The 21,387-nt window shown below is 28.5% G+C and carries 17 protein-coding genes; 15 read left to right on the forward strand and 2 right to left on the reverse strand.

What is annotated here, in order from left to right; genetic code table 11:
* Positions 1 to 31 precede the first annotated feature (31 nt).
* The 8 genes from KEC93_RS05295 to KEC93_RS05330 all read left to right on the forward strand — a co-directional run bounded on the left by KEC93_RS05295 (position 32) and on the right by KEC93_RS05330 (position 10,195).
* Positions 32 to 1,759: a phospho-sugar mutase gene (locus KEC93_RS05295; RefSeq protein WP_077869257.1), complete on the forward strand. Its 1,728-nt coding sequence runs from the start codon at positions 32 to 34 to the stop codon at positions 1,757 to 1,759.
* Between the two features lie 537 nt (positions 1,760 to 2,296).
* A complete protein-coding gene (locus KEC93_RS05300) occupies positions 2,297 to 3,397 on the forward strand; it encodes a tetratricopeptide repeat protein (protein WP_077855664.1) in 1,101 nt (366 codons plus the stop codon).
* Between the two features lie 122 nt (positions 3,398 to 3,519).
* Complete coding sequence (locus KEC93_RS05305; RefSeq protein WP_011968328.1) at positions 3,520 to 4,245, forward strand: WecB/TagA/CpsF family glycosyltransferase; 726 nt, start codon at positions 3,520 to 3,522, stop codon at positions 4,243 to 4,245.
* A gap of 44 nt (positions 4,246 to 4,289) precedes the next feature.
* Positions 4,290 to 5,816, forward strand: coding sequence for a murein biosynthesis integral membrane protein MurJ (gene murJ / locus KEC93_RS05310; RefSeq protein WP_011968329.1), 1,527 nt, complete (start codon positions 4,290 to 4,292; stop codon positions 5,814 to 5,816).
* Positions 5,817 to 5,827: 11 nt separating this feature from the next.
* Positions 5,828 to 7,117: a glycosyltransferase family protein gene (locus KEC93_RS05315; RefSeq protein WP_011968330.1), complete on the forward strand. Its 1,290-nt coding sequence runs from the start codon at positions 5,828 to 5,830 to the stop codon at positions 7,115 to 7,117.
* Entirely contained in the window at positions 7,118 to 8,281 is a 1,164-nt protein-coding gene (locus KEC93_RS05320; RefSeq protein WP_011968331.1) for a glycosyltransferase, read from the forward strand.
* Positions 8,265 to 9,488 carry an O-antigen ligase family protein gene (locus tag KEC93_RS05325; protein WP_011968332.1) on the forward strand — a complete coding sequence of 408 codons (1,224 nt, stop codon included), beginning with the start codon at positions 8,265 to 8,267 and terminating at the stop codon, positions 9,486 to 9,488. The genes KEC93_RS05320 and KEC93_RS05325 overlap by 17 nt, the downstream gene beginning before the upstream one ends.
* A gap of 56 nt (positions 9,489 to 9,544) precedes the next feature.
* The gene (locus tag KEC93_RS05330; RefSeq protein ID WP_011968333.1) at positions 9,545 to 10,195 is read left to right on the forward strand and encodes a cyclodeaminase/cyclohydrolase family protein; all 651 of its coding nucleotides are present in this window, start codon (positions 9,545 to 9,547) and stop codon (positions 10,193 to 10,195) included.
* Between the two features lie 75 nt (positions 10,196 to 10,270).
* Here the strand turns inward: KEC93_RS05330 and KEC93_RS05335 are convergent, their stop codons facing one another.
* The gene (locus KEC93_RS05335; RefSeq protein ID WP_011968334.1) at positions 10,271 to 10,423 is read right to left on the reverse strand and encodes a clostri-philic family protein; all 153 of its coding nucleotides are present in this window, start codon (positions 10,421 to 10,423) and stop codon (positions 10,271 to 10,273) included.
* Between the two features lie 242 nt (positions 10,424 to 10,665).
* Between KEC93_RS05335 and KEC93_RS05340 the strand changes: the two genes are divergently transcribed.
* Entirely contained in the window at positions 10,666 to 11,163 is a 498-nt protein-coding gene (locus KEC93_RS05340) for a hypothetical protein (protein WP_011968335.1), read from the forward strand.
* A 255-nt stretch (positions 11,164 to 11,418) separates the two neighbouring features.
* Here the strand turns inward: KEC93_RS05340 and pdaA are convergent, their stop codons facing one another.
* Positions 11,419 to 12,306, reverse strand: coding sequence for a delta-lactam-biosynthetic de-N-acetylase (gene pdaA / locus KEC93_RS05345; protein WP_011968336.1), 888 nt, complete (start codon positions 12,304 to 12,306; stop codon positions 11,419 to 11,421).
* A gap of 560 nt (positions 12,307 to 12,866) precedes the next feature.
* Between pdaA and ychF the strand changes: the two genes are divergently transcribed.
* From ychF to KEC93_RS05375, 6 genes are all read left to right on the forward strand, one after another.
* Positions 12,867 to 13,964 carry a redox-regulated ATPase YchF gene (gene ychF / locus KEC93_RS05350; protein ID WP_011968337.1) on the forward strand — a complete coding sequence of 366 codons (1,098 nt, stop codon included), beginning with the start codon at positions 12,867 to 12,869 and terminating at the stop codon, positions 13,962 to 13,964.
* Positions 13,965 to 14,417: 453 nt separating this feature from the next.
* A complete protein-coding gene (locus KEC93_RS05355; RefSeq protein WP_011968338.1) occupies positions 14,418 to 16,238 on the forward strand; it encodes a tetratricopeptide repeat protein in 1,821 nt (606 codons plus the stop codon).
* Positions 16,239 to 16,306: 68 nt separating this feature from the next.
* Positions 16,307 to 17,284, forward strand: a complete 978-nt coding sequence (locus KEC93_RS05360) for a type I phosphomannose isomerase catalytic subunit (RefSeq protein WP_011968339.1) — start codon at positions 16,307 to 16,309, stop codon at positions 17,282 to 17,284.
* 330 nt (positions 17,285 to 17,614) lie between these two features.
* Positions 17,615 to 18,475, forward strand: coding sequence for an undecaprenyl-diphosphate phosphatase (locus tag KEC93_RS05365; protein WP_011968340.1), 861 nt, complete (start codon positions 17,615 to 17,617; stop codon positions 18,473 to 18,475).
* 675 nt (positions 18,476 to 19,150) lie between these two features.
* Entirely contained in the window at positions 19,151 to 20,248 is a 1,098-nt protein-coding gene (locus tag KEC93_RS05370) for a 6-phosphofructokinase (RefSeq protein ID WP_011968341.1), read from the forward strand.
* A 94-nt stretch (positions 20,249 to 20,342) separates the two neighbouring features.
* A complete protein-coding gene (locus tag KEC93_RS05375; RefSeq protein ID WP_011968342.1) occupies positions 20,343 to 21,119 on the forward strand; it encodes a serine hydrolase in 777 nt (258 codons plus the stop codon).
* The last annotated feature ends 268 nt before the right edge of the window (positions 21,120 to 21,387 follow it).

Raw genomic sequence — 21,387 nt, forward strand, 5'->3', positions numbered from 1 at the left:
AGGAGAAAAAACACAGAGAGGGGATCAGAAAATGAATTATAAGGAAAAGTATAACGTGTGGATTAACTCTGACTTTATTAATGAGGAAACTAAGAATGAATTAAAGAGCATATCTGACGAAAAGGAGATTGAAGATAGATTTTACCAAGATTTAGATTTTGGGACTGGTGGATTAAGAGGGGTAATAGGTGCAGGAAGCAATAGAATGAATATATATACTGTTGCTCAATCTACTCAGGGATTTGCTAATTACTTAAATGATAATTTTAAAGATCCTTCAGTTGCAATTGCATATGATTCAAGAAATATGTCTAAGGAATTTGCAAAAGCAGCTGCACTTAACTTATGTGCAAATAATATAAAAGTATATTTATATGAAAGTTTAAGACCAACTCCTGTATTGTCTTTTACAGTTAGAGAATTAAAATGTAATGGTGGTATAGTAATTACTGCATCACATAATCCGAAAATTTATAATGGATATAAAGTTTATGATGAATTTGGCGGCCAAGTAACAGATGAAAAAGCAAAAATGATAATTAACTCTGTTAAAGCGGTAGATGATTTCTCAAAGATTGAAAGCATAGATGAAAATGTTGCCTTAGAGAAAGGGCTATTAAAATATATTGGAGAAGATGTAGATAAGGTCTACTATGAAAAAGTTAAGGGATTAACTATAAGGACAGATTTAGTTAAGGAAAAAGCTAGTAATTTAAATGTAATATATACTCCAATTCATGGTTCTGGTAATGTTCCAGTAAGAACCGTATTAAAAGAATTAGGCTATAGTAATGTTAAAGTTGTTAAGGAACAAGAAGCTCCAGATGGAAATTTCCCAACAGCATCGTATCCTAATCCAGAAAATCCGGATGTATTTGAATTAGCATTAAAGATGGCTAAAACAGAAAATCCAGATATAATTTTTGGAACTGATCCAGATTGCGATAGAATAGGTCTTGTAGTTAAAGATAGCACTGGAGAATACAAGGTATTAACTGGTAACCAAACAGGATTATTATTAACTAATTATATATTAAGTTCAATGAAAGAAACTAATAAATTGCCACAAAATGGTGTTGTAATTAAAACAATAGTAACAACAGAAGGTGCTAGAAGTATTGCTGAAGATTTTGATATTGAGCTTATGGATGTATTAACAGGATTTAAATACATTGGAGAAAAAATAAGAGAATTTGAAGATGCAGGAGATAGAAATTATATTTTCGGATTTGAAGAAAGCTATGGATATCTTGCTGGAAACTTTGTACGAGATAAAGATGCTGTTATTGCAGCAATGTTAGTATGTGAAATGTGCTTATATTATAAAGAACAAGGCAAGAGTCTTTATGATGCATTAATAGATTTATATGAAAAGTATGGATATTTTAAAGAAACTCTTGTATCATTAGAACTAAAAGGAAAAGAAGGTCAAGAGAAGATAGCAAACTGCATTGAAGCACTAAGAAATAATCCAGCAAGTGAAGTTAATGGTGTGAAAATCGTTACAAGATTAGATTACAAATTAAGTGTTGAGGAAAACACTGTAAATAACACTAAGGCTCCTATTGACTTACCTAAGTCAAATGTATTAAAGTACATTTTAGAGGATGGTTCATATTTTGTAGTAAGACCATCAGGAACAGAGCCAAAGATGAAAGTTTATTTAGCAGTTAAGAGCAACAGCTTAGACAATGCTGAGAAAGATATTGCTACATTTAAAGAAAAAGTAATGGAAATAATTAATTCACAATTAAGCTAAGTTTCCATAAGTAGAGAGCTAAAATCTGAGATTTTGTGTGAATCAGTTAAGCAGACAGCCAAATCTGTGATTTGATGATGGTCGCTTACTCTGTGAGTACTCAGCGAACGAATGTGAGTCGAGTTTCCTTATAAATTGCTATCATCTTTTGGTGATAGCAATTTCTTTAATTATGAAATCAAAAAGTGAATGTCCACCAATTATTATTAATGAATACTTAAACAATTGATAAATTTAATGTACACTGCACAATTAAGAAATAAATTCTTTTAAGAAATTTATAGAATTGTATTATTACAAATTTCCTGGGAAATCTGCTCAATAATTGTGCATTCTAAATTTTAGAATTATAAATTGGTTAAGTATTGATAATGATAATTAAATATTTGACTTATTAGATAAACATATTTACTAGATCTTCAGCAATATTTTCATAGCTTTTCGGAATCAAAATATTTATGATTTCGGTAAGTTACCATATAAATTTAGTTCTAGAGTTGGATATCTATAAAGTGAGATTTAAACAAGAGGTGTAAAATGAGTAATTACAAGACAATGTATAAAGATAAATTAAGTAAATTATTATTTTTAGAAATGAATAAAGAAGGGTTCAAAAGAAGTCTTAATATACCAGAAGGCGTTAACTTTAAGAATGATGATCTGTATTTGCCTATAAGCTCGGATTATGTTGTATCAAATGTAAATGATGAAGTTAAGTTAAGTAACCTGCCTATATATTACTTTGTGGAGGGTATATTTATTACTTTTGGAGCAGATAAAAATGTTAAATATAATGATGATTATGGAACAATTCTATCTTATATACCAGATGCAGAAGAATGTGTGAAGAGTCTTATTGCAGATAGAATAAAAAAAGATAGATTAGAAGATGCTTATCTTCTGCTAAAAGGTCTTTATAGGTATACAAGAGAAGAAGAAATTTTAACTAAACTTCTAGCGATAGGAGAGACAATAAGAGAAAAAGATTCTGGATTTTCGGAAATTTTATTAGAAGATATTGAAGAATTTAAGGAAAAGTTTGAAAAATCGCCAGAACCACATCTGTATAATGCATTAATACTTAAAGATGATGGTGATTATAAAGGTGCAGAAGTGGAAATAAATGAGTATATAAATAAGGGTGGTAAAAAAACGGATGAAATTGATAAGATAATAGGGGATATTACTAATATAAGTCACTTTGAGAAAGCGGTTGAATATTTAAAAGATGAACCTAAGAAAGCAATAGAATTGTTATTACCACTAAGTGAAGAATTTAATGAAAATCCTTTAGTTTATTACTATCTAGGTGTTGGGTATAGAAGAATTGAAAACTATAATAAAGCTATTCATTACTTGAATAAAAGTCTTACTATAGAATCAGGAAGTCTTGAAACAGTTAATGAACTTGGAATGAATTATGCATGTATTGGTGAATATGAAGAAGCTATAAAATATTTTAGAAAAGCCTTTGAAGCTTCTAAGGAAGTTGAAATCTGTACTAATATAGTAATGTGCTATATAAACTTAGGAGACAAAGAGCAAGCAAAAATTCATTTGGAACTTGCAAAAAAAATAGCTCCGGAAGATGATATCGTAATAGAGATAGATCAAATGTTAAATAGAACTATAAAATAAACATGGCAATGTATATTTTTCAATTTTGAATTTTGGTTAACATAGTTTTTTATTTGTTATCAGACTTTAATTAATAATTGTAAATTCTATACGATATATTGCCTAAGATTTAGGAGATAAATATGTTTACAAAAATACTTGATTTTAATATTTTTAATAGGGATAAAAATGCGTTAATGAACTATATTGAAAATTTTGAAAAGGTAAATATAATATCTGGAAATCCAGAAGTTCTCTTTAATGGATTAAATAATCTTGAGCTTAAAAAGAATTTTAAAAGCGAGAGTTCAATTATTATACCAGATGGAGTTGGAACTGTTATTGCCTCAAAGATATTAAGAAAACCTGTTAAAGAAAAGATAGCAGGAATTGATATATTTAGAGAGATATTAATTAAAGCAAATTTAGAAGAAAGATCTATATATTTATTGGGCTCGAAAGAGGAAACTATTAAAAAATGTGTTGAAAATATAAAGAATGAGTTTCCTAAACTAAAGATATCTGGTTTTCATAATGGTTTTTTTGATTTAAATAATTGTAGTGATATAATTGAAGATGTAAAAAGTGGGAATCCATGGGCTGTTTTTGTTGCAATGGGTTCCCCAAGGCAAGAGATATTTATTGAAAAAATTATTGGAAATTCAAATGTGCATATCTTTATGGGGGTTGGTGGTGTTTTTGATATATTTGCAGGTGAGCTCAAAAGGGCACCCAAATGGATGATATCTCTAGGCTTAGAATGGTTATACAGAGTTGCGAAAGAACCTTTTAGAATAAAGAGATTAATGGCTATTCCTAAGTTTTTATTGTTAGTATTAAAATATAGGAATAAGCAGATTAGTGTTTAATAGAAAAGCTGAACATTATAACACAGAAATAAATAGGTGATTAAATGAAACAAAAAAGTAGCTTAATAAAATCTACATTTGTAATAATGATAGTATCATTGATTAGTAGATTTTTAGGTTTTGCCAGAGACATGCTTATTGCTAAAAATTTTGGTGCTGGAATATATACTGATGCTTATAATATTGCAGTGTCTATACCAGAAACAATATTTACTTTAGTTGGACTTGCAATTTCAACTGCATTTTTGCCAATGCTCAGCAAAGTTCGAGCTGAAAAGGGACAAAAAGAGATGAATGATTTTGCAAACAATATAATAAACATACTTTTTATTATATCATTCTTTCTTTTTGTTATAACAAGCCTTTTTTCGAAAGAAATAGTCCATATACTGGGGCCAGCTGAGGAAACAGGACTAATTGCAATAAAGTTATTAAGGATTACACTTGTGAATATATTATTTTTATCGGTTAATGCATGTTTTACCGCATTATTACAAGTAAATGAAGATTTTGTAATTCCGTCAATTTTAGGATTGTTTTTTAATTTGCCTATGATATTATATTTATTGTTGTTTAGGAATTATGATATTTTAGGATTGACCATTGCCAATGTAATAGGGAATTTTTTTAGAGTAGCAGTTCAGGTACCATCGTTGATTACACATGAGTATAAATATAAACTTTTTATAAACTTTAAAGATGATAGATTAAAGGCAATTATGGTATTGATTCTTCCAGTAATTATAGGAGCAGGAGCGAACTCGTTAAATATGGCTGTTGATCAGTATATTGCGTTGAAGCTGCCAGATGGTTCAGTCTCAGCTTTAAATTATGCGCAGAAGTTAATTGTTTTTATAAATGCAATTATAACAACATCAGTTACCAGCGTAGCATATCCTCTTATGGCTAATATGAGAAATAGAGGAGATGTGTCTGGGTTTTTAGAGATTTTAAAAAAATCAATTATATATTTATCTATATTATTAATTCCAATTAGTGTTGGAGTTATGATATTTAGTAGAGACATAATAACAATTGTATATGCTAGGGGCGAGTTTACTGGTTATGCGATAAATATTACAACACTTGCATTGTTAGGATACGGAGCGGGAATATTTTTTACAGGAGTAAGAGATATTTTGAATTCAACTTTATTCTCCAGTGGAAAGACAAAAGTGACAGCAATAAATGGTATAATTGGTGTTGTGATTAACATAATATTTAGCATAACTTTATCTAAGTATATAGGTATTATGGGAATAGCATTAGCTTCAGTTATAGCTATGATAGTAACATCGGTACTCTTATTTATAAATATAATTAAATTAGAAAAAAACTTTAACATAACAGAGATATTAAAAAAAGTAAGTATAATAATAATGAATTCAATAATCATGGGAGCGGTACTTTTAACGTTATTAATTTACTTCGAAAATAAATTTAATTCAATTACAATCCTATTACTTGGAGTGAGTATTGGAGCAGCTATATATCTTGGTTTATGTTATTTATTCAAGGTTGAAGAACTAGTGGAAATAAAAGAATTAATTTTAAAAAAGATAAAAAGATAGGAGGATGGTATATGAAGATATTATTTATTGCCTGCTATTCACCATTGATAAATAATTCAGCAGCTATTGAAACTTTACAATATCTAAATAAGTTAAGTGAGATTAATGATAATGAAGTGCATCTTCTAACTGTTAATTTTCCTAAAGATTCAATATATTATGATGAAGTATTACGCTCTATGATGAATGATAAAATCAAAACGCATATTATTGATGGTGGACTTATCTTTAAAAAGTTTATGCCAAGAAATAGTGAAAGCTACAATAATTCGCCTTCAAAAATAGGAAATACTAATAGAAGAAAAGTATTACGGAAAATAAAAAATGCATTAGCAATACCAGATATGTATTATTCATGGGCAAGAAAAGCAGGAAAATATGGAATAGAGTTAATGGAGAAAGAAAAATTTGATGTTATATTTTCTATGCATGAGCCGCCATCTTCACATTTATGTGCTTATTATATAAAAAAGCAGTATCCAAGCGTACCATGGATTACTTACTGGAGTGATCCATGGCTTAAAGATTCAACAAGAGAAAAATCTTTTATTGTAAAAAAGGTTTTAGAAAAGAATATGGAAAGAGATATTGTTAATCTGGCAGATAAATTTATATTTGTGACTGATGCCAATAGAGATGAATATTTAAAAGATTATAATATTTTAGATAATAGTAAGACTTTTATATTAAATAGAGGTTTTGATGCGAAATTATACGATAAATTATTACATGAGAAAGCGCCTAAGCTTATAAAGAAAGATAAACTTAACATAATATATACAGGAGAAATATTTTCTAAGCTTAGAGATATAGGACCTTTTGTAAAAGCGCTTGAAGAAATAAAAACAGAGAACTTAGAAATATATAATCAGTTAAATGTGTTGTTTTTTGGAAATATAGATGATATAGAGGCTAGGAAGAAACTGCAAAATTTAGAAATAGCGAATGTATCCCCTAGAATACCATTCGATGAGGCGCTTAAATACATGTTAAATGGAGAGGTTTTGCTTTTATTTGGTAATAAAAATTCAAAGCAAATACCAGCTAAAATTTATGACTATTTTGGGGCACAAGGTAGGATATTTGTTATTTATGGGGATAAAGATGATCCAATTAAAAGAGTGGTAGAAAATCATAGAAAATGTGTTGTAACTGAGAATAATAGTAAAGAAATAAAAAATCATATCTATAAATTAATAGAAATGCATAAAAATAATAAGATATATTGTGAGCCAGATATCAATTACGAATGGAATTCAATTGTGGAAAGGTTGAACAATATATTAGAAGGAAGTGAATAAATGCACATAATGGTTATTCCATCTTGGTATTCATCTCCAAGAAACAAAGTTCATGGAAGTTTTTTTAAGGAACAATTTAAAGCTCTTTCAAATAGTGGAGAGAAGATTACTGTCGCATACAATGAAATTTGGCCTATTACTATGTTTGGAAAAATTCATGAAAAGAGAGGCATAAACTTTAATGTAGAAGATAACCTTAGAACTTATAGATATAAAGATTATAATTATTTACCTAAAAGTCCATTAATGTTTAAGAGTTTCAATAAAAGAATGGATAAGATGTATCAAGAAATTGTTAAAAATGAAGGAAAGGTTGATATTATCCATGCTCATTCAGCTTTTTGGGGGGGAATAGCTGCTTCATATATAAGTAAGAAATATAATGTTCCATTAGTATTAACAGAACATTCATCTCTTAAGTATGCAAAGTATACTAGAGAAAGTTATAAAAAATATATTTACAATGCTTATGAAAATTCGGATTATTTGATTGCAGTTGGGTCTGGATTAAAAAGAGAAATTCAAGAATATGTAAATAAACCTATCGAAGTTATTCACAACATGGTAGATTTGAATCTATTTTCTGTGGATGAAAATATTAAAAAGAGTACCAATATGGATGAAGATTTTAAATTTTTTTCATGTGCTTTTCTTGAAGAAGGAAAGGGAATTGAATGTTTAATTAAAGCTTTTTCTAGAGTTTTCAAAAATGAAAATGTAGGATTAAGAATTGGTGGAGACGGAACCCTTAAACCATCATTGGAATCACTTATTAAAGAATTGAATATTGAAAAGCAGGTAATACTTCTAGGAGCTTTATCGAGGGAAGAAGTTTCGAAGGAAATGAAGGAATGTGATGCATTTGCATTACCATCTGAACATGAGACATTTGGAGTTGTATACATTGAAGCGCTTGCATGTGGGAAGCCGGTAATTGGAGCTGATAATGGTGGCGCAGAAGATATTATAAAAGAAGATAATGGAATAATAGCTAAAAAGAATGATGTGGAGGATTTAGCCGAAGCGTTAAGAAAAATAAAAGAAAATCATAAAATGTATGATAAATATAAAATTAGAGAACAAACAATTTTTAGCTATTCAGAAAAAGTATTAGTTGAAAAGCTAAAAGGAGTGTATAAAAAAGTATATGAGAGAAGCAATTAAAAATATATATGATTTCTTAGATAATAAATTTTATTTTAAGTTATTGTACTTATTTGTAAGCCTAACATTTGTAACTATGCTCAAAGATGTGCCAGGAATAAAAATTCTAAGCAATATAACAATAGCTTGGGGGATGCTTTTAATTTTATTCATGGTTATCGAAGGATATAAGAGAAGAAAAATTTATAAATTTGATATTCCATTGGCATTATTTATGATAGTGACTTTAATATTTAACATTTTTATCTATAGAAGTGTTAATAACATTAAAGATTGGATTGTTAATTTGATTATATTTGTGGTAATATTTACAGTTGATGTATTTAGAGCAAAAAAGAAGCTTATTAAAGAGATGAACATAATTACCTATTCTTATGTAATCTTTATGATGGTTGCTTCTATTATATCACTGGCAATGAGATATTCGGGAATAAATATAGAAATCGGACAAGTGGTATTTGGAAGCACAAAGGGAGTCTTTGAAAATGAAAATGCTCTTTCTATAGCAACTTCATTATCTATAGTTATGTGTGTATATCTCAATTATATATCAAGAAGTCACAAGCTTAAGATGTTGTGGATGGGAAATATAATATTACAGGCAGTAACTATGATTGGTTCACATGGAAGAAGTGCATATTTGGTGATAATAGCTGTAATATATCTATCTATATTTATATACAGTAAAAATAAATATATTAGAGTGGCACTTGTTTTAGTACCAATACTTTTTTGCGGAGTATTTTTTGAAATGGTTAAAAGTCATTTGGAGGCTTTTACAACAGAGAGGAATATTATTTGGACTTCAGCATCTGTAGTAATAGAAAAAAATCCTTTGACTGGTGTAGGAAATAGTAATCTTATAGAAGCGGTTAGAAATGCAAGAATAGGAAGTTATTTACCTGGAATTGAACTTGGAGGGATGCATAATATATATGTGCAAATAGCCGCGGTAAATGGACTTATTTCGTTACTACTATTTCTTATGTTCATAGCAATGATCTTGGTGTTTATAATACAACATCTAGATAAGTTAAACAGAAGAGAAAAAAACCAGATGACAGTAATAACATCAATTATAGCGGGTATTCTTGCAGTAAACTTATTTGAAAGTGTATTAGTATATACAATAAGTTTTATTTCAATGATATTTTGGATATACTTAGGGTATCTAGTATCGATTCTAGATAATAAAAATATAGATTAGGTATCAGCAATAAGTAATATAAAAAAATACGACTATAGATAGGGGAATAATATTATATGAAATTTTGTGACGAAACTATAAAACAATTTTTAGGTGAATTAGAATCAGATTTGCCAGCTCCAGGTGGCGGAAGTGTGGCGGGTCTTATTGCAGCATTATCTGGTGCATTGAATTCTATGGTTTATTCTCTGACAGTAGACAAAAAAGCATATATGAGTCTTCAAGAGGATGAAAAAGAAAGTATAATAAAATTTCAAAAGGAATCTAAAGAGTTCACTGTAAGGAGTTTAGAACTTATGGAAGAAGATAGAGAGAACTTTTTGAAGTTAATGGATTCTTATAAGTTGCCTAAAGATACTGAAAAAGAAAAAGAAAAGAGAAAATTGGCTATAAAAGAGAATACTATAAAGTCTATGGAAGCGCCTTTAATTTTAGCTAGAGAAAGCTTGGAATTTTATAAGAACCTTAATGTTATGGCGAAGTATGGAAATAAGATGTTGCTATCAGATTTAGCAATTTCAGCAATTTTACTACATTGTGCTATAGAAAGTTCCATAATAAATGTTAAAGTAAATTTAAATGGGCTTAGAAATGAAGAATTTTTTGAGAAACTTGATAGTGAATTAGATAGTATCATAGAAAAATCAGCTAAAGAAAAAGAATTGATTACAGAAACAGTAAATAAAATAATTTATCCCAAGATGTAGCAATGCAAAAATGATTAATTATAATAAGAGATACTTACTAAGAATTCAATTAAAGTAAGTATCTCTTATGTACTTTTATTCTACTGGTTCTCCATCAAAATTTTCGTATTCGGGCCTATTTTTTGGATCGCCCACATTATCTTGGTTAGCATGAAGTCTTCTTCTTCTTACACCTTTTTGCATTGGATTGCTTGATCCTGGTTTGTGTGGTCCATCTTTACGTGGCATATGATACACCTCCTTTTTTATATTTTGTGCTCATATGAGGTTTTGATACGTTTAATTTTTTGGTGATTAATGGATTAATAAATGACTAAGGAATAATATTAACAAGTATTGAAAAAGATTGCATATGTACTGTATAATATTTATTAACATAAGATATATATTTTGAATATAAAAAATATGCATAAGTTCAGGTTTCACTTAGTCTGTCTATATATTATAGTAATTTTAAGGAGGAATTAGCATTGGAAAACGCAAAATTTCCTATTGTTTTAAAGAAAAAAAATGGTGTAATGATAGGAGTTGCAATAATAGAGATAATTATAGGAATAATCTTTGGAGCTTTACAAGGAGGATTAAAAAGTGCTCCTATGTGGGTGCTTTTTTTTGCAGGAATAGTTACCGCACTTTCAGTTTTTGTGGAGTATAGTCAAGACATATTAATTAAAGAGGATGCAATAGAGTTCTATAGAAATAATGATTTAATAAAATCGATTAAGTATAGTAATATAAAAGCTATTCTTATAGGTAAAGGAAATGAGCCTAAAAATAAGAGAAAAGATTTTTTTATAATTAGCTTTTATAAAAATGATAAGAAGAAGAATAAAAATTCTGCAGAGGACACGTACTTAATTAATCCTATGTCGTATAGTGCAGAGGATTTTAAAATAATAAAAAATATTATTGTATCAAAAAATTCTTCTGTTAAAGTAAGCGAAGATGTAAGTAAATTTATAAAATAATAATTATATAAAATACTGGTTTAGGAGATACTTTTTAAAAGTTCTCTAACTAGTAATGATAAGTAGATGACTATAGATTAAAAAAATAAAAGTTAAAACATTTTAGTATGTAACTAAGATAAATTTAAAACACACTAAAATGATATAACTTTTATAATTGAATATCTATAGTTATTCTTGTTTTGAAAGTATTTAAGTGAATCTAACCATTGTATATAGTACTGGAATTGTTAATATACTCTATGGCTGGATTTACTATTCCGTAGGTAAATCATTAAGTGATTTGAATTCGTAACCTTCCTTTTGAAGTGTTTTAATAACTGATGATAATACCTTTGTATTTGTGTTTGAGACAGCATGCAGAAGCATTATGGAACCTGGATGGGCACCCTTGCATATCTTCTCTACAGCATAACTTTCTGAAGGCTGATTATTTACTAACCAATCTTTATAAGCGAAACTCCAGAATATAGTTTTATACCCTAAATCCTTTGTCATTGCTAATGATTTTTTTGAATACTTACCCATAGGTGGTCTAAAAAACTTAGGCATATCCTGACCAGTAAGTTCTTTAAAAGCATTCTCTACTCCAGTAAATTCTGCTTCAAATTTTTCTTTATCACGTATTTGAGCTATAGAAGGATGATGAACTGTGTGATTACCAACTACATGTCCTTCATCAACCATACGTTTTATTAGTTCTGGCTGAGTGTCTATGTATGGTTTGACAACAAAAAAGGCTGCAGGTACTTGGCATTCTTTTAATATATCTAAAATCTTTCCGGTATTACCATTTTCATATCCTTCATCAAAAGTAAGATATAGAACTTTTTTTGATGTATCACCTAGGTAATAAGCAGAATTTTCTTTTAAGAAGCTAACGGATTCCTTTGGACCTTCTGCAATTTGATCTTTTCCTTTACCAACGTAATACCAGTTAAGTTCATCTTCATCACTAAAAGAAGAAAAAATATCTCTTATGTTATCAACATCTAAAATATCTCCAAAGACACCATCTTCTTGAAAACATTCATTTGAATCGGTATCATTATCACTTGCAGCAAGTGCAGGTTTTTGAGGAACAAGAGTAATTAGATTCATTGCTAAAGAAAGAGCAATTAAAGATTTTATAGACTTATTCATTTTCTCACCTTCAATCTTAAAAATTTACATATTTAATTCAGATTTATCCAAGAAAAATATAAAGTGAATATTAGTTGAACTTTATCTAGAGTCATGCTATCGTTATCTTCCACTTGAAGAAATGGTGATATTACAGTAGCTATAGATAAGATAAAATTCAATTGAAGACATTGAATAAATGCTTAACCAAGTATAGTATTTGAATATTGGGTAGGAATAACCGTGGTAAATTATATATAATTTTAGTCCCAAAGGAATACTTGCACATATGTCGCTTATTAGGTAAATCATATAATTATTTAAACTTAAGTTTATGAGGGATTAAACATTTATAATATAGATCTAATTAGTTTTTTTGAATTACTATTAAGTGCAGTATCTTAGTATATAATTTTTCAATAGTAATTGATTATTACAGATGCCTGAATATGCCTTTTGTGATAATATAAAGTTGAAATAAAAAAGGTTCTAGAGTATAATTTTTAAAGGTATATTAAAAGTTAAGGTATATTTTGAATATCTTTAAGTAAAAGTTCGATATAAGAAAGGAATGTACATAGATGAAATTAGGTATGGTAGGTTTACCGAACGTAGGTAAAAGTACGTTGTTTAATGCGATAACAAAAGCTGGAGCTGAATCAGCTAATTATCCATTCTGTACAATTGAGCCAAATGTTGGTGTAGTAAGTGTTCCGGATAAAAGATTAGATGTTTTAGAAAAAATGTATAATACAAAGAAAAAGGTATATACAGCAATAGAATTTTATGATATAGCAGGATTAGTTAAAGGAGCTTCAAAGGGTGAAGGTTTAGGAAATAAGTTTTTATCTCATATCAGAGAAGTTGCAGCAATTGTTCATGTTGTAAGATGTTTTGATGATGGAAATGTTGTTCATGTTGAAGGTTCTGTTGATCCTATAAGAGATATAGAAACTATAAATTTAGAATTAATTTTTTCAGACTTAGAAGTTTTAGAGAGAAGAATGGAAAAATCTATAAAGCTTGCAAGATCTGGTGATAAGACTGCTAAATTTGAATATGGAGTAATGGAAAGAATTAAAGAACATTTAGAAGCAAACAAACCAGTTAGAACTTTAGAAGTTACTGATGAAGAAGAAGCTTTTATAAAGAGCTTATTCTTAATTACTTCAAAGCCAGTTCTATATGCTTGTAACATCTCTGAGGATGATGTTATGGAAGGTAATTTTGATAATGATTATGTTAAAAGAGTTAAGGAATATGCAGTTAGTGAAAATTCGGAAGTTATGGTTGTAAGTGCTAAAATTGAAGAAGAATTATCAGGTCTTGATGATGAAGAAAAAGCTGAAATGTTAGGTGAATATGGTTTGGATGAATCAGGATTAGATAAATTAATTGAAGCTAGCTACAAATTACTTGGCCTTATGAGTTTCTTAACAGCCGGAGTACAAGAAGTAAGAGCTTGGACAATCAAAAGAGGAACTAAAGCACCAGCAGCGGCAGGTAAGATTCACTCTGATATCGAAAGAGGATTCATAAGAGCAGAAGTGGTTTCTTATAATGATTTAGTTGAATGTGGTTCAGAAGCTGCAGCTAAGGAAAAAGGTAAGTTTAGACTAGAAGGAAAAGACTATATAATGCAAGATGGAGATGTTGTTAATTTTAGATTTAATGTATAATTATCTAAAAAATAATGTTTACAGTGCTAAAAAAGAGCAGGATTAAGATCTTGCTCTTTTTTAGCAATAAGGAAAGTATAAAAAGATTTGGGCTGCAAATACAATTGTTTCAGTGCTTTAAGTAGTATGAGTGCATCTAAATGCCACTAATGTGCTTTTTTATAAGAAGGATTTTAAGGTACGAAGGGCTTAAACTAGATAGAATTTGAATTAAAATTGTTTAATATTCAAAATAAGGATATGGGAATATTTAAAGGCAGAAAATTTAATTCTATTTATATTGAGAAGTTTAATCTAGAAATTTACTGATTTAAAATGTAAAAGTTTTAATATATTTATGAATATATAGTTACAATTTAATGAATGTTAGTCAAAAAGTAGATTTTTATATCAAAGTTTGTTAAAATAGAGGACAAGTATGAATTGATTATAAAAGTAAGGTGTGATTTATTCGTGAAGAAATCAGTTATAGAGTATATAAGCGATTTTAAAAATAGCAAATATTTTACGTACATAAATGATTTGAAAAAAAGTAAGTATTTTAAATACATAAGCGACTTCAAGAAAGACAGATATTTTACTCCGCCTGTAATTATAGTAATTTGCCTGAGCGCGGTTATGATAACGAATGTAATCTCTAAATCTAGAATTGAGTCATCAAAAGATAAGCTTACTATTGCAGCTAATAGTGCTGAAGAGGATTTTTATAATGATAAGTATGATGCTGCAATTGAAGAATATAATAAGTATCAAGAACAAGAAAAAGATGAATGGCCAATATGGAATTTAAAAATTGCAGAAATTTATTCTGTAAAAGGAGATTTTGCAGATTCGAATGAACTTCTTACAAAAGTTTATTTAGCTAGAAATAAAATAGTTGATGGTAAGAAGCAAAAAAATATAGATAATTTTGAGTCTAAAGATAGAGAACTTACAAATTATATAGTGTTTACGTCTTTTATGAACGGAGATTATGATAAGGCTTTGCAATATGGTGAATTGTTTTTGATGGATTATCCAACAGATAAGAATTTGTTAAAAACAATGTTTACTATTTATATGGCAAATGACAAGAAAGATAAAATGAAAGAAATAATTGATAATTATCCAAGAGATGATGGAAATGCATCGGATCTGGCAGATTTAGCTAGAATGAATATGATGATGAATAATTTAGATCAAGGGCTGTTATTATTAAAAGATGCATGGCATAAAGATAAAAATGAAGTCAAAGTTTTTGATGTAATAACGCAAATTGCAGAATATAATAAGACTGACATTTTAAATAAGATTTCAGCACTTGAGAAAAAAGATTCAGGTGAACTTGCATATAAGATGTGGCAGGCAGAGATTTACTCTAAAGATAAAGATTCTGCTGAAAAGGCTAATAATTTAATTAGTGAGTTAGAAGGTAAAGATGTTGGAAGTATAAATTTGGCACTTATTAAATCTAACACATATCAGAATTTGGGTGAATCAGAAAAAGCAAGAGATGTTATAAATGAAATGATAAAGAGTGATCCAAACTCATTTATAGGATATCACGCAATGTCATTGGAAGATTATAGTGATGAAAATTATGATGATGCACTTAAGAATTGCGAAAAGAGTATATCTCTAAACAAAGACTATGCAGATAACTATGGATTCTTGATGCCAGAGATAATGGAAAAACAAGATAAGAGTGAAAATGCAGAGCCGTATTTTAGAACTGCTTTATATAAGGAACCTTTTAATTATAATATATTAATTAAATTAGCAGAGTATTATGGAAATACAGTTAAGGATAGTTCTAGAGGATTATATTATTATACCTTAGCATCTAAAATGAATCCTAATGATGCAGAAGTATATTATAATATGGCATTAATTAAAGTAGCAAATCAAAGACAAGACGAAGCTATAGATTTATTGAAAAAGAGTATAGCAATAAATTCAAAAGAAATTAAATATCATAGAGCGCTAGGAACTGTGTATTTAAATAAAGAAAAAGGTGAGGATGCTCTTAAGGAAATAAGAGCGGCATATGCTATTGATAAAAATGATATACTAACGCTAAATAATGCTGGATGTTATTATGTAGCTATAGAAGGAGATTTAAGCAGAGGGCTAGTTAATTTTAAGGCAGCATATGATGGCATAAATGATAAAACAAGTGAAGAGGATAAAGATACAATAAGCGAAAATTATAATAGAGTAAGGAATTTATCTGATGCATATAATAAAAGAAACGGGGCAACATTAAAAATACCAGATTTAAAATTATTTTATTAAGATAATTATTTATATAATATAAACTTGGAAACAAGTATAAAATAGTCATTTGATAGGGGGAGAGTAGTATGTATCCAATTAAGTTTGAAAACCTATATTACGAGAGAATATGGGGTGGAAAGCACCTAGAGAAATTTAGAAATAATGTTCCAGAAGGTGTAATAGGAGAAAGTTGGGATATAGCTTGTCATAAAAATGGGACTGGTAAAGTAGAAAATGGAGAATTAAAAGGTAAAACGTTTGATGAAATAATAAATCTATATGGAGAAAAACTTTTAGGTACTGAAATAAGTACTAAAGAATTTCCACTTTTAATTAAACTAATAACAGCAGAAGATAAACTTTCGGTCCAAGTCCATCCTGATGATGAGTATGCAAATAAGGTTGAAAAAGATTCTGGAAAAACAGAAGCTTGGTATGTAGTTGATGCAGAAGAGAATGCTTCATTAATAGTGGGAACAAAAGATTGCGATAAGGAAAAATTTAAGAAAGCAATAGAAGAAGGGGAATTAGATAAGTACTTAAATAAGATTCCAGTTAAAAAGGGCGACTTTTTCTTTGTGCAAAGTGGATTAGTTCATGCTATATGTGAAGGGGTATTAATTGCTGAAATTCAACAAAATAGTGATACTACATATAGAGTTTACGATTATAATAGAGGTCGTGAAATTCATGTAGAAAAGGCATTAGATGTAATAGATTTTTCTCTTAAAGGGGAGAATTCAAAAGGGATTCTAATTGAAAGAGATGGATATGATAAATCATATCTTTGTTTAGATGAATATTTTACAATACAAAAATATAAAATTACTACATCTGTAAAAGAAACGAGTGATGAGGGAAGATTTTATTTATTTACATGTGTTGAAGGTAATGGTGTAATTAAATATAGTGGTGGAGAAGAAAAAATGCTTATGGGAGATAGTATCTTCATCCCAGCAACTCTTGGAGATTACGAATTAGTTGGTAATTTTACAGTATTAAAGAGCTATGTACCAAACATAGAAAATGAAGAAAAAAGCATAATGAGTGTAATAGAGAAATAATAATAAAGATTAAGGGGGAACTATTAAGTTGCTCCTTAATTGTTTGACTAACTTGTAAAATAAGAATTTGATTAAGGAATAGTCATTATATTTATATATTGAAATAATAAATTATGTTTAGAATCTTATAAGCATTAAAATTGGACAAAGTATTATTTATCTTAGAAATACAGAGCAAAGTGAATTTTGGTGAGAGTAAAGAGAAATATAGTGAATTTATTAAAAAATTAATAATTTTTTAATATGAAATAAGACCTAATAGGTTTAAAATATATTAATATGGTTAAAAAAGTAAATAAGTAAACAAAAAAGAAAGAGAGTGAAAATTAAGTGGGATTGGATATTTTATTTATAATCAAAGCTATAATAATAGCAATAGTTGAAGGATTAACAGAATTTATTCCGGTGTCATCAACTGGACATATGATACTGGCGTCAAGCATCATTAATTTTAAGGGTGACTTTGTTAAAATGTATGAGGTTGTAATTCAATTAGGTGCAATATTGGCCGTTGTTGTTTTATATTGGAAGAAGATAAAAAACAGCGTAATTGAATTTTTCAGATATATATTTACAAAAGGAAAAGAAGGTAAAACAGGTTTTAACTTTGGTATAAATGTAATAGTAGGATGCATACCAATGCTGATAATAGGATTATTATTTTATAAAAAGATAAAAAGTTTATTTAATCCTGAAGCTGTTGTTATAGGATTTATAGTTGGAGGTATTCTATTAATAATAATTGAAAACATGTTTAGAAAAAGTAACAAACATGCAACAAAGAGTTTAGACAGTATAACTCCAATGCAAGCTCTAAAGGTAGGAGTATTCCAAGTACTTTCAGTATGGCCAGGAATGTCAAGGAGTGCATCGACTATTATGGGAGGATGGATTGCAGGCCTTTCAACACCAATAGCTGCTGAATTTTCATTCTTTTTAGCTATTCCAGCTATGATAGGAGCATCTGCAAAAGATCTTATGGAATTTGACTATTCAGGAATGAATTTGACTTCATGGATTTCATTAGTAGTAGGTTTTATTGTGGCATTTGTAGTATCAGTCGTTGTTATGGATAAATTTGTTTCTTATTTGAAGAAAAGACCAATGCGTGTATTTGCAGTTTATAGAATAGGTGCAGGTATAGTATTTGGAATACTTATGTTCTTTGGTTTTTTAAATTTCACATTATAAAAAGAAAGAGTTGGATTAGCTACACGCTAATTCAACTTTTTTTATTCGACCGCTAAATTTTTCTCACATGCATTCGAAAAGGCAGATGCGTGAAAAGAATCTCTGTATCCACAGTAGTCTGCGATTTTTTTATAAAAAAGAATTAAAACAAATAAGTGTATTCAAATAGTAAATTTATATTTATTATTTGAATACGTTAAGAGTTTGATGGGGAATAAAATTCAGAAACGCAATTAAGCATATATGTTAAAAAGAAACTTAAATAATGATAGCACTTAAGATTAATTATTATAAGAAGTTAATTATAACCTAATAGTTAATAATCTACGGAATTTATTAATAAAAATAGAAATAACACTTCTAAATATTAATTTATAAAATATAATACTTAATGTAAGTTTGGGTATAGTAATTAATGTAGGTAAAATTCAAAATAGTCTTTCTTTATAATAATTTAGGATCAAAATTCCTAGGAATAATAATGAAAATTTAAGAGAAACGACTAAATATTAAAATTAAAAATTTCAATTCTTATTTAAAGAATGAATATATTGTAAATTAATACTTTTCATAAATTAAAGTTTGTGATATTATTAAGTAAATAGTCAGAAAATAATGATAATTTAATCGGAACAATAATTTCCAATGAAGATTATGGTATAGGGGGATTAGAAGATGTCCAAAGATATTAAAAAGATAGCTCTATTAACTGGAGGAGGAGATTGCCCAGGCTTAAATGCAGTAATAAGTGCAGTAACGAAATCAGCAATTTTAAATTATGGATATGAAGTTATTGGATATAAATTCGGTTACAGAGGATTATATAACAATGATTTTATTTCATTAGATTTAGGAGCTGTATCAGGCCTTATATCAAGAGGAGGAACAATTCTTTATAGTTCAAATAAAGATAATTTGTTTGATTACTCAGTAGAAGAAAATGGTCAAATAGTAAAAAAAGATGTATCCGATGTAGCAGTTGAGAATTTAAAAAAAGAGGGTGTAGACGTTTTAGTTGTAATTGGTGGAGATGGAACATTAACATCAGCTAGAGATTTTTCAAGAAAAGGAGTAAATGTTATTGGCGTTCCAAAGACTATAGATAATGATTTAGGGTCAACTGATGTAACGTTTGGCTTTAATACAGCTATAGGTATAGCAACGGAAGCATTAGATAGACTGCATACAACTGCAGAATCTCATCATAGAATTATGATTCTAGAAGTTATGGGAAGGAATGCAGGTTTTATAGCATTGGAATCAGGAATAGCTGGTTCAGCAGATGTTATACTACTACCTGAAATTCCATATGATATAAATAAAGTTGTAGAAAAAATTGAAGATAGAAAAAAACATGGAAAGTTATTCACTATAATTGTTGTAGCAGAAGGTGCAAAACCTAAGAACGGCGATGTTATAGTATCTAAGATAGTTGAAGATAGTCCAGATCCAATTAGACTTGGTGGTATTGGAAATAAGATAGCTGAAGATTTGGAAAAGTTAGTTAAGGATAGAGAAGTTAGATGTACAGTTCTTGGTCATATTCAAAGAGGTGGAACTACATCAACATATGATAGAATATTATCAACAAGATATGGTGTTGAAGCAATAGAGCTTATCAATAAAGGTAAGTTCGGAAGCATGGTATGCTTAAAAGGTAATGAAATTACTTATGATAGTTTAGAAAATGTCATTGGTAATAACAAGAAAGTAGATCAAGATGGAGAGTTAGTAGCTGTAGCTAAGAGAATAGGGATATCATTTGCCGATTAGTTAACTTAATATGAGTACCAAATTATACTAGTGATTTAGTACTCATAAGATACCTAATGACATTTAGTAGTATTTTTAGAAAGCGGTGGGTATTATGAAAGAAATAAAAAGATATTTAGAGTCTAGAATAGGAACATATTCATTTTTCTTTGAGGATTTAGAAAGTGGTTTTAGTTATGGATACAATGAAAATGTTCAAATGACAAGTGCAGGGTGTATGAAATTGCCGATAGCAGTATCTATAATAAAGCATGTTCAAGAAGGGAACAGTACATTTTTAGATAAAATAAAAATTGAAGAAGAAGATAAAGTTTATGGAACAGGAATACTCCATGAATTTGATAATAGAGAATATACTATATTTGAATTGTTAGTTGCAATGCTTATACAAAGTGATAATACGGCAGCAAATAAGCTCATAGATATAGTTGGTATAGATAAGATAAATGACGATATAGAAGCACAAGGATTGAAAAATACTAAATTAAATAGAAAAACTTCAGATGAAAGAGCTGTAAGTAATGGAATTGAAAATATAACAAGCGCTTTAGATCTATCAAAGATATGGAAACACTTATATAATTCAAGCTTTTTAGATGAGAAAAATAGCAAAATGCTTATGGATATATTACAAAGACAACAAATGAAAAACAAATTAGCACTTTATATACCTGATGATTTAAAATATGAAATATCAAGCAAGACAGGCGATAAGGCTAGCGTTGAAAACGATACAGCTTTGATCCACTCACCAAAAGGATCTTTTACATTTACTGTTCTTTCAATGGGAATTCCTAATAGTGTTTACGGAACAGTTACCCTTGCTAAATGTGGAAAAATGATGTGGGATAACATAATGAACAACTTTTAGAGACATAATTAATAACTCCTAGAAAACTAGGAGTTATTTTTATAACCTAATTAAAATTTAAACTAATTTATCTGAAATTTATATAAAATAATTTTTATTGACACAACCTCAAAGAAATGGTATTCTTACACAAAGAATAACCTTTAATTTGATTCAGAGAGATCAATAAGGAAGTTATATAATACCAATGATCTAGGATTATTATGCCTTCCTTTATTTTAAGGAAGGTTTTTTATTATATAGTATTATATAATTTTTCCCTTTAAAT

This window comes from Clostridium beijerinckii (genome assembly GCF_018223745.1).
GTDB lineage: Bacteria > Bacillota > Clostridia > Clostridiales > Clostridiaceae > Clostridium > Clostridium beijerinckii.